This window comes from Paenibacillus glycinis (genome assembly GCF_009909185.1).
Classification (GTDB): Bacteria; Bacillota; Bacilli; order Paenibacillales; family Paenibacillaceae; genus Paenibacillus_Z; species Paenibacillus_Z glycinis.
Genome location: NZ_JAAAMV010000025.1, coordinates 1 through 13,555, shown reverse-complemented (window position 1 = coordinate 13,555; position 13,555 = coordinate 1). Strand labels below are relative to the sequence as shown.

Annotated in this window: 14 protein-coding genes and 1 other RNA gene; all 15 read left to right on the top strand. The window is 56.5% G+C overall.

Going from position 1 to position 13,555, the window contains the following annotated elements; genetic code table 11:
- Positions 1–168: 168 nt before the first annotated feature.
- The 15 genes from rpoE (at position 169) to GT019_RS24415 (ending at position 13,336) form a co-directional block, all read left to right on the top strand.
- Entirely contained in the window at positions 169–750 is a 582-nt protein-coding gene (rpoE, locus tag GT019_RS24485) for a DNA-directed RNA polymerase subunit delta (protein ID WP_161746066.1), read from the top strand.
- A gap of 215 nt (positions 751–965) precedes the next feature.
- The gene (locus tag GT019_RS24480; RefSeq protein WP_161746065.1) at positions 966–2,570 is read left to right on the top strand and encodes a CTP synthase; all 1,605 of its coding nucleotides are present in this window, start codon (positions 966–968) and stop codon (positions 2,568–2,570) included.
- A 131-nt stretch (positions 2,571–2,701) separates the two neighbouring features.
- Positions 2,702–3,100 carry a response regulator gene (locus tag GT019_RS24475; RefSeq protein ID WP_161746064.1) on the top strand — a complete coding sequence of 133 codons (399 nt, stop codon included), beginning with the start codon at positions 2,702–2,704 and terminating at the stop codon, positions 3,098–3,100.
- Between the two features lie 253 nt (positions 3,101–3,353).
- On the top strand, positions 3,354–4,208 hold the full coding sequence (gene fba, locus GT019_RS24470) for a class II fructose-1,6-bisphosphate aldolase (protein ID WP_161746063.1): 855 nt from the start codon (positions 3,354–3,356) through the stop codon (positions 4,206–4,208).
- Between the two features lie 166 nt (positions 4,209–4,374).
- Positions 4,375–5,622 carry a UDP-N-acetylglucosamine 1-carboxyvinyltransferase gene (locus GT019_RS24465; RefSeq protein WP_161746062.1) on the top strand — a complete coding sequence of 416 codons (1,248 nt, stop codon included), beginning with the start codon at positions 4,375–4,377 and terminating at the stop codon, positions 5,620–5,622.
- A gap of 208 nt (positions 5,623–5,830) precedes the next feature.
- On the top strand, positions 5,831–7,192 hold the full coding sequence (gene rho / locus GT019_RS24460) for a transcription termination factor Rho (protein ID WP_161746061.1): 1,362 nt from the start codon (positions 5,831–5,833) through the stop codon (positions 7,190–7,192).
- 39 nt (positions 7,193–7,231) lie between these two features.
- Entirely contained in the window at positions 7,232–8,491 is a 1,260-nt protein-coding gene (locus tag GT019_RS24455) for a radical SAM protein (RefSeq protein WP_161746060.1), read from the top strand.
- Positions 8,492–8,621: 130 nt separating this feature from the next.
- Entirely contained in the window at positions 8,622–8,819 is a 198-nt protein-coding gene (gene rpmE, locus GT019_RS24450; RefSeq protein WP_161746059.1) for a 50S ribosomal protein L31, read from the top strand.
- Between the two features lie 83 nt (positions 8,820–8,902).
- Positions 8,903–9,292 (top strand): YhcN/YlaJ family sporulation lipoprotein, encoded by a 390-nt coding sequence (locus GT019_RS24445; RefSeq protein WP_161746058.1) that lies wholly within the window; start codon positions 8,903–8,905, stop codon positions 9,290–9,292.
- A gap of 61 nt (positions 9,293–9,353) precedes the next feature.
- Positions 9,354–9,618, top strand: an RNA gene (gene ffs / locus GT019_RS24440) — signal recognition particle sRNA large type.
- Between the two features lie 235 nt (positions 9,619–9,853).
- Positions 9,854–11,647, top strand: a complete 1,794-nt coding sequence (dnaX, locus tag GT019_RS24435; RefSeq protein ID WP_161746057.1) for a DNA polymerase III subunit gamma/tau — start codon at positions 9,854–9,856, stop codon at positions 11,645–11,647.
- Positions 11,648–11,692: 45 nt separating this feature from the next.
- Positions 11,693–12,004, top strand: coding sequence for a YbaB/EbfC family nucleoid-associated protein (locus GT019_RS24430; RefSeq protein ID WP_161746056.1), 312 nt, complete (start codon positions 11,693–11,695; stop codon positions 12,002–12,004).
- A gap of 29 nt (positions 12,005–12,033) precedes the next feature.
- Positions 12,034–12,633 carry a recombination mediator RecR gene (gene recR, locus GT019_RS24425; RefSeq protein WP_161746055.1) on the top strand — a complete coding sequence of 200 codons (600 nt, stop codon included), beginning with the start codon at positions 12,034–12,036 and terminating at the stop codon, positions 12,631–12,633.
- 170 nt (positions 12,634–12,803) lie between these two features.
- On the top strand, positions 12,804–13,076 hold the full coding sequence (locus GT019_RS24420) for a YaaL family protein (RefSeq protein ID WP_161746054.1): 273 nt from the start codon (positions 12,804–12,806) through the stop codon (positions 13,074–13,076).
- The gene (locus GT019_RS24415; RefSeq protein ID WP_161746053.1) at positions 13,073–13,336 is read left to right on the top strand and encodes a pro-sigmaK processing inhibitor BofA family protein; all 264 of its coding nucleotides are present in this window, start codon (positions 13,073–13,075) and stop codon (positions 13,334–13,336) included. Before GT019_RS24420 ends, GT019_RS24415 begins: the two co-directional genes overlap by 4 nt.
- Positions 13,337–13,555 lie beyond the last annotated feature (219 nt).

Below are 13,555 nucleotides of genomic sequence, written 5' to 3'. Positions count from 1 at the left end.
CACCTTCGCTTTTTCTTTTTGAAAACGCGAGACATACATAGTTTTCGCTTTCTCCGGACCCGCGGGCAGGGCATGCTTGCTTTTTGATAAAAAATAGGTTTTACTATAGTTTGATAATGGATTGCTTGCGATCGGCAGGCAATTTGACATGAGAGGAAGTGTCCGAATTTGAGCAGCGAGATCGTCTTGAAGATCGATCCGGAACGCATCAAGGAAATGCCGATGGTCGACTTGGCATTTGAATTGCTTAAAGCGGCCAATACGCCGTTTTACTATCGCGACATCATGAATGAAATTGCCAAAATCCGGGGCCTGTCCCAAGATCAAATCAACCAAGTGATTGCGCAAGTATATACGGAAATCAACATCGACGGGCGCTTCGCGTGCGTCGGCAGCAACATGTGGGGATTGAAGCGCTGGTATCCCGTCGAGCGCAACGAAGATCCGGTCGGCAACGCCAAGCGTTCGCGGATCATCAACGACGAGGACGACGACGATGACGCGTACACGGACGAGGAAGAGGATACGTACGCGGCCGAGGACGACGATTTCGATTCCTACGACGAGGATCAAGAGATCTTCGACGAAGCGGAGGAAGAAGCGGAAGTCGATGAAGAAGTGCTGATCGACGACGAGGAAATCGAAGAAGAAGACATCGCGGAGGACGTCGAGGGCGAGGATGCCGACGCCGACGAAGACGGCGAAGACGATGACGCGGAAGACGACGAAGACGACGAAGACGGGAAGTAAAACGGACCGCGATCGCCTGTCCGTAGTCCCTTGACAGGCGAAGCCGCGGCAGAGTAAACTATTGTTTGGGCTTCAAGTTCGGACATAAGGTATAAGCCAAAATTAGAAAGTGCCCCGTGGTTACGGGTGTCACTTTTTTCTTTTTTATGGACCGTTTTTCTTAGGGAATTGGGAGAACCTATATCATAACCATACAGGCGTGGAGGGTATCATCAGTGACTAAGTACATTTTCGTAACAGGCGGTGTCGTTTCATCGCTTGGCAAGGGCATTACGGCAGCATCGCTCGGGCGCTTGCTCAAGAACCGCGGTCTTAAGGTGACCATTCAGAAATTCGATCCGTACATCAACGTCGACCCGGGAACGATGAGCCCTTACCAGCACGGCGAAGTCTTCGTAACGGACGACGGCGCGGAAACGGATTTGGATTTGGGTCACTACGAGCGGTTCATCGATATCAACCTGTCGAAGAACAGCAACGTCACGACGGGCAAGATCTATTCGACCGTCATCACGAAGGAACGCCGCGGCGAATACCTGGGCGGAACCGTGCAAGTCATTCCCCATATCACCAACGAAATCAAGGAACGCGTCTTCCGCGCGGGCAAAGAGACCGGTTCGGACGTCGTCATCACCGAGATCGGCGGCACCGTCGGCGACATCGAGAGCCTTCCGTTCCTCGAGGCGATCCGCCAGATCAAGAGCGACATCGGCCGCGAGAACGTCATGTACATTCACGTCACGCTGATTCCGTATATCAAGGCGGCGGGAGAAGTGAAGACGAAGCCGACGCAGCACAGCGTGAAAGAGCTGAGAAGCATCGGCATCCAGCCGAACGTCATCGTATGCCGCACGGAATATCCGCTCGCCGAGGACCTGAAGCGCAAGATCGCCCTGTTCTGCGACATCGACGAGAATGCGGTCGTGGAATGCCGCGATGCGTCCACGCTCTATGAGGTTCCTCTCAACCTGCGAGACGAGGGATTGGACGAGATCGTCGTCAATCATCTGAAGCTGACGACGAATCCGCCGGACATGACGGCTTGGGAAGACCTCGTTCGCCGCGTGAAGCAGCTCAGCCGGACGACGGAGATCGCCATTGTCGGCAAATACGTCGCGCTTCACGACGCGTACCTCAGCATCGTGGAATCGCTCAGCCATGCCGGCTTCGATGCCGATGCGGACGTGAAGGTGCGCTGGGTGAACGCGGAGGAGTTGACGCCGCAGAACGTCGCGGACAAACTCCAAGGCGTTCACGGCATCCTCGTGCCGGGCGGCTTCGGCGACCGCGGCATCGAAGGCAAGATCGTGGCGATTCGCCATGCGCGCGAGCACAACGTGCCGTTCTTCGGCATTTGCCTCGGCATGCAGGTGGCGGTCATCGAGTATGCGCGCCACGTGACCGGGCTCAAGGACGCGAACAGCTCCGAGATCAATCCGCTTACGCCCTATCCGGTCATCGATTTGCTGCCGGAGCAGAAGGATATCGAAGACATGGGCGGCACGATGCGCCTGGGTCTCTATCCGTGCAAATTAACGCCGGGCTCCCTGGCCGAACGCGAATACAACGACGAGCTCGTGTACGAGCGTCATCGTCACCGCTACGAATTCAACAACGAATTCCGCGAAACGATCGAATCCGCCGGTCTGCGCATCACCGGAACCTCGCCGGACGGCCGTCTGGTCGAGATGGTGGAGCTGCCGGAGCATCCGTGGTTCCTCGCGGTGCAATTCCATCCGGAATTCACGTCGCGTCCGAACCGGCCGCAGCCGTTGTTCCGCGGATTCGTCCGCGCCGCGCTGCAATTGGCGGAGAGCTAACACGCACTGTCAGGACTAAAGTTTTTTTCCAGCTCAAGCAGGAAAATGGATGTTTCGACGCGAAATCATTACCCATAATGGGATTCTAATCCAAATCGCGGATCATCGTGCATTCCTGGGAGGGTTTCAAGTTGGAGAACAAGAAAGTCTTGATCGTCGATGACCAGAACGGCATTCGTATTTTGTTGATGGAAGTATTCAGCAGCGAAGGCTACATGACGTTTCAGGCGCCGAACGGCAAGCTGGCGCTGGAGATCGTTCGGAACGAGTCTCCGGACCTGGTGCTGCTCGACATGAAGATTCCGGGCATGGACGGGCTTGAGATCTTGAAGCATGTCAAAGCGATCAACAAAGACATTAAAGTCATCATGATGACGGCGTACGGCGAGCTGGACATGATCAAAGAAGCGACCGATCACGGCGCGCTGATGCACTTTACGAAACCGTTCGACATCGACGAGATGCGGATGGCGGTCAACTTGCAGCTTCGCGGCGGCGAATCGGGCGGCTGGTACGCGGTGGGATCCTAGCATAGGGGATCCCGCTTTTTTTTGTTTCGGGGCCGCGATCCGAGGGATGGCAACACTTGTACCAAACCCCGGATGGATGTGATATAATGACCGGGTGCGATATTCAGAGGCGTGATGCAAGATCAGTCAGGCGCATGTCTTCCAAACCAGCCGTCTGCCGCCAGGCAGAGGTGGTGGGCGAAGCGTCGCATATCACAGACATCGTATGGGGCCGTTCGTCGACGCCATACCACCTTAGGAGGAGTAGAGAACCATGCCACTCGTTTCAATGAATGAATTCCTGCCGAAAGCCAAAGCAGGCAAATTCGCGGTCGGTCAATTCAACATGAACAACCTGGAGTTCGCGCAAGCGATCACCGACGCTGCCATTGCAGAGAAATCGCCGTTTATTTTCGGCGTATCCGAAGGCGCCCTGAAATATATGGGTATCGAATACACGGTCGCGATCGCGGAAGCGGCAGCCAAGAAATCCGGCTTGCCGATCGCGCTTCACCTGGACCACGGCAGCAGCTTCGAAGTTGCCATGAAGTGCATCCGCGCGGGCTTCTCGTCCGTTATGTTCGACGGTTCCCACTACTCGCTGGAAGAGAACATCGCGATTACGAAAGAAGTCGTAAAAGCGGCTCACGCGATGGGCGTATCCGTTGAAGGCGAGCTCGGCACGATCGGCGGCGTCGAAGACGACCTGAGCGTTGACGAGGAGCATGCTTCCCTGGCGAACCCGGAAGAAGCGATCCGTTTCTTCGAAGAAACGGGCGTGGACTGCCTGGCAATCGCGGTAGGCACGGCGCACGGCATGTACAAAGGCGAGCCTAAAATCCATTACGATATCATTCAAAAAGTCACCGACGCGATTCCGGTTCCTGTCGTCCTGCACGGCGGTTCGGGCGTTCCGGACGAAGCCATCCGTTTGTCCGTAGCGGCAGGCGTCGGCAAGATCAACGTCAACACGGAGAACCAAGTCGCTTGCACGAACGCGATCCGCGAAGTGCTCGCAGCCAACGATTCCGTATACGATCCTCGTAAATACCTGGTACCTGCGCGTGCCGCGATGCAAGCCGTAGTGCAAGAGAAAATCCGTTTGTTCGGCAGCAGCAACCAAGCTTAACTTCCGATAGTCAAAGGAATCGAACAGCCGCGCAGCGCGTAAGGGAAGCAGGCGCCCCGTCCTTCAAGATCGCTTTGAGAGATGGAGCGCTTGTTTTCTGGCATTCAGGGCTTGCCGCGGCTGTTTGTTCCCTTGCTCTCACCGGATGGGAGGATAACGAATTCCGATGGAAAAATTGATGATTCGCGGCGGTCGCCCGCTGCGCGGCACCGTGCAAATCAGCGGTGCGAAGAACAGCGCCGTTGCGCTTCTGCCCGCTTCGATCTTGGCGGAATCGACGGTGACGCTGGATAACCTGCCTCATCTGAGCGACGTGGCGGTCTATAGCGAGATACTGGAAGAGCTAGGCGGCATCGTGGAATGGAGCGGCGACTCGATCGTCATCGATCCGTCCGCCATGGCATCCAAGCCGATGCCGAACGGCAAAGTAAAGCTGCTTCGCGCGTCCTACTACTTGATGGGGGCCATGCTCGGGCGCTTCGGCGAAGCGACGATCGGCATGCCGGGCGGCTGCAATTTCGAACCGCGTCCCATCGACCAGCATATCAAAGGCTTTGAAGCGCTTGGCGCAACGGTCACGAACGACCACGGTTCCATCCGCATCGTTGCGAAGGAACTCCGCGGCGCCAAGATTTATCTCGACGTCGTCAGCGTCGGGGCGACGATTAATATCATGCTTGCGGCCTCGCGGGCCAAGGGCTTCACGATTATCGAAAATGCGGCGAAAGAGCCTGAAATCATAGATGTAGCTACGCTTCTTAACGCCATGGGCGCGAAAATCAAAGGAGCCGGGACGGAAACCATCCGGATCGAGGGCGTCGAGCGGATGCACGGCTGCCGTCACTCCATCATTCCCGACCGGATTCAGGCGGGCACCTACATGATCGCGGCAGCGGCGACGCGCGGCGACATGCTGATCGACAACGTTATCCCGAAGCATATGGAAGCGATCACGGCCAAGCTGCAGGAGATGGGCGTCCATGTCTACGAAATGGATGAGTCCATTCGCATCGTCGGCCAGCCTTCCTACGAAGCCATTGACGTCAAAGCCCTCGTGTACCCCGGTTTCGCCACGGATCTGCAATCTCCCATGACCAGCCTGCTGACGCAAACGTCGGGCGTCAGCATTTTGAGCGACTACGTTTACAGCAGCCGCTTCAAGCATGTTCCGGAATTGACGCGGATGGGCGCCAATATTCGGGTCGAGGGCCGATCGGCCATCATCGAAGGCGGCAAGCTGAACGCCGCGAAAGTCCGCGCCTCCGACCTGCGCGCAGGCGCCGCGCTCGTCGTGGCCGCGCTCACCGTCGACGAAGGCGTAACGGAGATCACGGGCGTCGAGTACATCGACCGCGGGTACGACAACCTGGTCGAGAACCTGCGCATGCTCGGCGCGGACGTGTGGCGCGAGTAGTTCTAGCTCTCTATTAAATTTGGAATCGGTCTTCGAATAGAGCGGACCGATTCCGGCAATGATGGAAGAAGCTCCGCATTTTACGGAATTTGAGAACCAATCGGATTTATCGGCATTCATTGCTTGTAATTCCATGGGAAGAGGCGCGCTCCGCCGCAGGACGGCGACGGCCGGTTCTTCTTGAACCTTGACAAGAAGTGGTGATACTATGTCTGAACTTCAGATCACGGATCTTGAAGTGATGAAGCTCACGGAGCTTTACAAGCTGGCCAAACAGCACCAGATTCAGGGCTATGGCCAACTGAAGAAGAGGGAATTGATTTTTGCGATTTTGCGCGCGCAAGCGGAACAAAGCGGCCTCATGTTCATGCAAGGCGTATTGGAAATTTTACCGGAAGGCTTCGGCTTCCTCAGACCGATCAACTATTTGCCGAGCGCCGAGGATATCTACATTTCAGCCTCGCAGATTCGCAAGTTCGATCTTCGCACCGGCGATCTGGTATCCGGCAAGTGCCGGGCTCCCAAAGAAAACGAACGCTATTTTGGACTCCTTCAGGTCAATGCCGTCAACGGAGAAAGCCCCGAACATGCTGCAGAACGTCTTCATTTTCCAGCCTTGACCCCTCTCTACCCCGAGAAGAAACTCGTTCTCGAAACCGCCCAGTCCAAACTCTCAACGCGTATTATGGATGTGCTCGCGCCCGTCGGCCTCGGCCAGCGCGGATTGATCGTCGCGCCGCCGAAAGCAGGCAAGACGCTGCTGCTCAAAGAAATCGCCAACAGCATTTCCACCAACAATCCGGAGATTGAGCTGTTCGTGCTGCTGATCGACGAGCGTCCCGAGGAAGTAACGGACATGTCGCGCTCGGTCAAGGGCGAAGTCGTGGCGTCCACGTTCGACGAGCTGCCCGAAAACCATATCAAAGTGGCGGAATTGGTGCTGGAGCGCGCGCTGCGCCTGGTCGAGCACAAGAAGGACGTCGTCATCCTGCTGGACAGCATCACGCGGCTTGCCCGCGCGTACAATCTGGTCGTCCCGGCATCCGGACGGACGCTGAGCGGCGGTATCGATCCGGCCGCGTTCCATCGTCCGAAGCGTTTCTTCGGCTCCGCGCGCAACGTGGAGGAAGGCGGAAGCCTGACGATTCTGGCCACGGCGCTCATCGAGACGGGTTCCCGTATGGACGACATCATTTATGAAGAGTTTAAAGGTACCGGCAACATGGAGCTTCACCTCGACCGGAAGCTCGCGGAACGCCGTATTTTCCCGGCACTCGACATCCGTCGCTCGGGCACGCGGCGCGAAGAGATGCTGCTGACCAAGGAACAGCTGGACAAAGTATGGGCGATCCGCAAGAACATGAACGATTCCATGGAATTCGTCGACGGCTTCCTGAAGAAGCTGGCGAATACGAAGGACAACGAGGAATTCCTGGCATCCCTCGATACGTCGGAGGTTGCGACACCCGCGCCGCGGAGGCAGAACGCAAGCTCCGGCAGCGGATCGGGCAGCGGAAGCGCAACGGGGGCATCCAGACGTCCGACGACGCGTTCCACGCCGGTCACTTAATTTTCTAGAATAGGCAGTTTGGCTTTAAGGAGGGACATCATGAATCTCGTATATGCAGACGAACAAGGCAACCTGTTCGATCACCCCGATTGGATCGGGCTCGGCCGCAGCGGCGACATGGTCGTGGAGCTTATGGAAGACGAGCTTATTCCGCTGCCGGACGGCGCCACGATGGTGGGCTTGCCCCACACGCGGCCGATCGGCATTCATGCCGCATCGGGCGAGATGCGTCCGCTGCCCGGCAACTATCAAGCCGTCGGCGCACTGCTGCCGCAAGGCTTCACCCGCTTGTGCATTCCGGGCTATATGAAGACGGACAAGGCGCAGAAGCTTCCGCTGTTCGGCTATTCCGCGGTCGTTTGGAAAGACGGCGCCTTCTACGTCGCCGCGCAGAAAAGCGATGACCCGGAACGCTGGAATCCGCTTAATTGCGATCCGAACGAGCTGAACGTGGGCGTCGAGCGACTGCTGGCAAAGTATCCGGAGAATCGGCTTTATCAACACTTATCGAATTGCGCGCTCGGGTATGAATGCCTGACCGCGTCCAATACCTTTTTGCAGCGTTGGGAAGGCGCCGTTCCGGTCTCCTTCTCCTGCAATGCCGGCTGTTACGGCTGCATCTCCGAACAACCGGACGATAGCGGGTTTCCGGCGCCGCAGACGCGCATGAATTTCAAGCCGACGGTGCAAGAGCTCGTCGACATCATGCTCGAGCATCTGAACGCGCCGGATTCCATCATCAGCTTCGGCCAAGGCTGCGAGGGCGAGCCGTCCACGCAAGCCAGAATCATCATCGACGCGATGCGCGAGGTGCGCAGCCGCACGCAGCTTGGCTACATCAACATCAATACCAACGCCGGCCTGACCGATCATATCCGCGGCATCGTGGACGCCGGTCTCAATCTGATGCGCGTGAGCACGATCAGCGCGTTGGACGATCACTACAACGCGTATTACAAACCGCGCGGCTATACGCTGGCCAATGTCGAGAAATCGCTTCGCTACGCGGCGGACAAGGGCGTATACACGTCGATTAACTACTTGATCTTCCCGGGCGTGACCGATCGCGAAGAGGAGATCGAAGCGATGCTCGGGTTCGTGAAGCGGACAGGGCTCAAGCTGATCCAGATGCGCAACCTGAATATCGACCCCGAGAGCTATTTGGAGCTTATTCCGAAAGCGCAGGGCGAGATTTACGGCATGAAGCAAATGCTGGAGATTTTCGCGGACGAGCTTCCGGATGTCGTCATCGGATCCTACACCCACGTGCCGCCGGCGCCGATGAAGCAGCCTTTTTGACGGTTGGGGAACCAGCCATTCCCGAATCGGAAAAGCATTGCGTCCCGGGTATAGGCGTGCTATAATCGAATTTGTCTGTTATAGAACTCTGGGTCCGCCTGTTGATCCAGGGCAGAAAGAGGTGAACGAGATGAAACAAGGTATTCATCCGACATACCACGTCACGACGGTAACTTGCGCTTGCGGCAATAGCTTCGAGTCCGGTTCGATCAAACAGAACCTGCGCGTTGAGATTTGCTCCAACTGCCACCCATTCTTCACGGGTAAGCAAAAGTTCCTGGATGCCGGCGGCCGCGTCGACAAATTCAAAAAGAAATACGGTATCTAAGCCTATACGTCCGCTTTTGCCGGAAATTAGCAGAATACAAGAACCTCCCTCAGCCATCCTAATGGCTAAAGGGAGGTTTTTTTATGTTAAGCCAACGCATGATGCTCGGCACCCTCGTGCTTGGGGCCGTCATTTCGCTTGCCGGCTGCGCAGGGAACAAGGACGCGACCAATAATTATAATGCCAAGTCGTACGGTCACGATGGCTATATGGGGTTATCCAACAGCAATCCGCATTTGCCGAACCGCAACGGCCAATTTCTGAATCAAGATTCGGACGGCGATTTCGCGCAGCAGAAGCTGAAGCAGGTCCCGGGCGTGGATAAGGCGAGAATCGTTTTTCAGGCGCCGGATATGTTCGTCACGGTAACCCCCAAGAAAGGCTATGACAGCGCGCAGGTCAAAGCAAAAGCGCTTGCCGCGCTGCGTTCGAACATGCCGCGCTACAACGTTCATGTCAATATGTCTCGTTGAAATACCGGCTTTTGGGAGATCGGCTTGCACTTTTGGATCGAACGAGCTATACTTATCTCTGCCGTGCTAGACGGGGAGGTAGCGGTGCCCTGTAACTCGCAATCCGCTGTAGCGGGGTTGAATTCCTTTCGTAGGTTTTTGCAGTGTGGGGCTGGTGTTCATGAACAGTGTTGACGGCCGGGTCCTCCGCAATGGACGCTTGTGAACGGGTCAGGTCCGGAAGGAAGCAGCCATAAGTAAGTTAGTTCATGTGCCGGAGGAGTGCTTGACCAGAGCTGGGAGTGAGCTTTCCGCTCATGTCGCTTAAATCGAGGATAGGTGCACGGTCCTGATTTATAAGATGATAACATCCGAATTGACTTCCTAAGTCATGCAGGGTGTTTTTTCGTTTTCGCTAGAATATCGGCGAGCGGCGCGACATGCGGAATCCGCCGCCCAAAACGTTGCCGAACTCGTGCAACCAACGGTTTTTTTGGTTGACGGCATCGTGTATAATAAAGAGACAGACTGGCGCAAGCCGCCGACAAGTACGTCATACAGCCGAAAGGAACGGACTTGACGATGTCACATATAGCCTTATACCGTGCTTGGCGTCCGCAGACGTTCCAGGATATGGTCGGCCAACAGCATATTATTCAGACGCTGCAGAACGCGATCCGCGAGGATCGGGTCTCCCATGCGTATTTATTCAACGGACCCCGGGGGACGGGCAAGACGACGACGGCCAAAGTGCTGGCGAAAGCGATCAACTGCGAACGCGGTCCGTCGCCGGAGCCGTGCAATGTCTGCGACGCGTGCCGCGGAATCACGGCGGGTACCGTCATGGACGTCGTGGAGATCGACGCCGCTTCGAACCGCGGCATCGACGAGATCAGGGATATTCGCGACAAAGTCCGTTACGCCCCGTCGGAAGTCCGCTATAAAGTGTATATTATAGATGAGGTCCACATGCTCACGTCCGAGGCGTTCAACGCGCTGTTGAAGACGTTGGAGGAGCCGCCCGCGCACGTCATCTTCATCTTGGCGACGACGGAGCCGCATAAGCTGCCGGCGACGATCATTTCGCGCTGCCAGCGCTTCGATTTCAGGCAGGTGTCGCTGCCGGAGCAGACCGAGCGGCTCCGGCAGATTTGCGCCGAAGAAGGCATCTCGGCGGACGAGGACGCGCTGGCTTACATCGCGAGGCTCTCGGACGGCGGGATGCGCGATGCCATCAGCCTGCTGGAACAAGTCTCGGCATACGGCGGCGAGCATATCACGCTGAACGACGCCGTGGACGTCACGGGCGGTTTGGCCGCGGAGCAGTTCGAGCAATTGGCCGAAGCGGTGCGCGACAGGGATGCCGGCGCCATCCTGCCGCTGGTCGAAGGGCTGATGCAGGCCGGCAAGAGTGCGGACAAGTGCCTCGAGAACCTCGTGTACTATTTCAGGGATTTGCTCGTGTTGAAGCTTGCGCCCCAGGGCAAAGCGGCTGCGACGGAGCGAATCGTCGACCAGGACAAATACAGGAGCATGGCTTCGTCCTTTAGCGCGGAATTGTTGTTCCGCATGATCGACGTGCTGAATCAATACCAGCTCGAGATTCGCCATGCCTCGCTGCCGCAAACGATTTTCGAGGTCGCGCTGATGAAGATTTGCACGCTGCAGGAATCGGGAGCGTCGCCGAGCGTCGCCGAAGCTTCTGCTTCGCCCAGGCCAACGGACGCCGCTGCCTCCGGCGGCGAAGTCCAGCGGCTGCAGCAGCGCATCGACGCGCTGGAACGCAAGATCGAACAATTGCTCCAATCCGGCGTTCGTCCGGAAGGCGGAGCCGCGGCTTCTCCGGATCAGGGTGCGGCGCGCGCCGGCGCGAATCGAGGCGCGAACAACTTCGGAAGAAGCGGGACGGGCGGGACGGGAAGCTCGATAGCCCGCGTGAAGCTCGATCCGTTCCTGGCGGCGGCGGAGAGTCAGGCGACAACCCAAGTGCGCATGAAATGGGCCGACATCTTGCAACGGGTGAAGGGGAACAACATTTCGACGCACGCTTGGTTCGTCAACGGCGAACCCGTGGCTGCGGCGGACAATACCATTTTGGTGGCGTTCAAGAACTCCATCCACCGCGAGACGACCGAGAAGCCGGCGAACCGCGACGTGATCGAACGGGTGCTGAACGAAGCGTACAATCGCCCGGTACGGCTCGCGACGGTGATGCTCAAGGAATGGCAGGCGGCCGCCGAGAACGGGCCGGCGCCGGCCGCGGAGCTGACGCTCCTTCAAGAAGACGAGGGAGGCGGACCGCCGCCGGAGCCCGAATGGGTCGAAGAAGCCGTGAAGCTCTTCGGCGAAGATTTGGTCGTCATCGAGGATAACTAAGCTTACTATGCATGACATTAACTAATTCAAGGAGTGATCAGGACAATGAATAACATGAATCAAATGATGAAGCAAGTGAAGAAGATGCAGGAGCAAATGCTGAAAGCGCAAGAAGAGCTCGGCACCAAAACGATCGAAGGCACGGCAGGCGGCGGCGTCGTGACGGTCATCATTAACGGCCATAAGAACGTGCAAAGCATCGTCATCAAGCCGGAAGCGGTAGATCCCGACGACATCGAGATGCTGCAGGATCTCGTGATGACGGCCGTCAACGACGCGCTGAACAAAGCCGACGAGCTGGCAAACAAAGACATGGGCAAATTTACGGGCGGCATGAAAATCCCTGGCCTGTTTTAAATTTGTTCCGAGAGTAGAGGAGCTGCGCTTTGTATTATCCCGAACCGATAGCCAAACTTATAGATGCCTTCAGCCGATTGCCTGGCATCGGTCCGAAGACGGCGGCCAGGTTGGCCTTCCATACCCTCAAGATGAAGGAAGACGACGTCATCGATTTCGCGAAGGCGCTCGTCAGCGTCAAGCGCAATCTTCATTATTGCTCGGTATGCTGCAATATCACCGACACCGATCCGTGCCGGATCTGCCAAGATAAGAGCAGGGACCAGTCCGTCATCTGCGTCGTTCAGGAATCTAGGGATTTGGTGGCGATGGAGCGGACGAAAGAATTCGAAGGCCAATATCATGTGCTTCAAGGGGCGATATCTCCCATGGAGGGCGTAGGTCCTGACGAGATCAGGATTGCCGAGCTCCTTCGCCGTCTAAGCGACGAGACCGTTCAGGAACTGATTCTGGCGACCAATCCGAACATCGAAGGCGAAGCGACCGCGATGTATTTATCGCGGCTCGTGAAGCCGTTCGGCATCAAGGTGACGCGGATCGCCCATGGATTGCCGGTGGGCGGCGATTTGGAGTACGCGGACGAGGTCACGTTGTCCAAAGCGCTGGAAGGCCGCAGAGAACTAGGCTAGCGTATACAGTATCGATACAAGCCCCGAGGGAGTTGCTCCCGCGGGGCTGCTTGTTTTTTATCACGCGGCGATGCCCGGAGGCTTGTTCTATTTCCCGCCGATCCTCATACATTCAACTATATGCGCTTCGATGGTCAAGATAGAGGCGGACAGGCGGGAGGATGAGGATCATGTGGAAATGGTTGAGAAGAAAGCAGCAGACGGCCGATCTCGCGAAGAAGAGCGGGCAGCAAGAGCAGTTGGAGCTGATTGAAGAAATCAACACGGCCAAACGGGAATGGGAGAACGCGCAGCGCTTTTTCGAGTACGCGGTCGACGGCGATCAGATCGACTATGCGATCTTTGCGATCGCATCCGCCGAGAAGAGGTACAGCATGCTGATTCGAAAAGCGAAGCGGATGCCGGTGCAATGGTCATTATTGAAAGGCGGTGCCGTTCAATGAAAACGATTTGGTTGGTTAGCTTGATCGCTTCTTCCCTGTTGTTGATCATGGTGGTCGTGCGCAATCGCATGTCGTTTAGGTGGTTAAGAAGATTTGCGCTCCATTTGGTCGCGGCTGCACTGGCCTTATACCTGCTTAATTATTCCGGCGTTATATCGGGATTCGAGGTTCCGCTCAATCCGGCAACGATCGGCACGGTAGTTCTGCTCGGATTACCCGGCATTGCGCTTGTATTGGGGCTGCAGATGACGCTTTTTTGACTTGGACAGAGCAGTTAAGAAATTAGCCGCATGGTACACTTGACCAGACCTATGCGGATATGTTAAATTAATTTTCGCGTCACAAGAGCAAACATTAATTTCGACAAAAAGAAATAAAAATGCTTGCAATTGAATGACCGGCTGTGATATATTAATCAAGTCGCCGCTGAGACATGGGCGATACGAGAAAAGAACTTGTTCCTTGAAAACTGAACAATG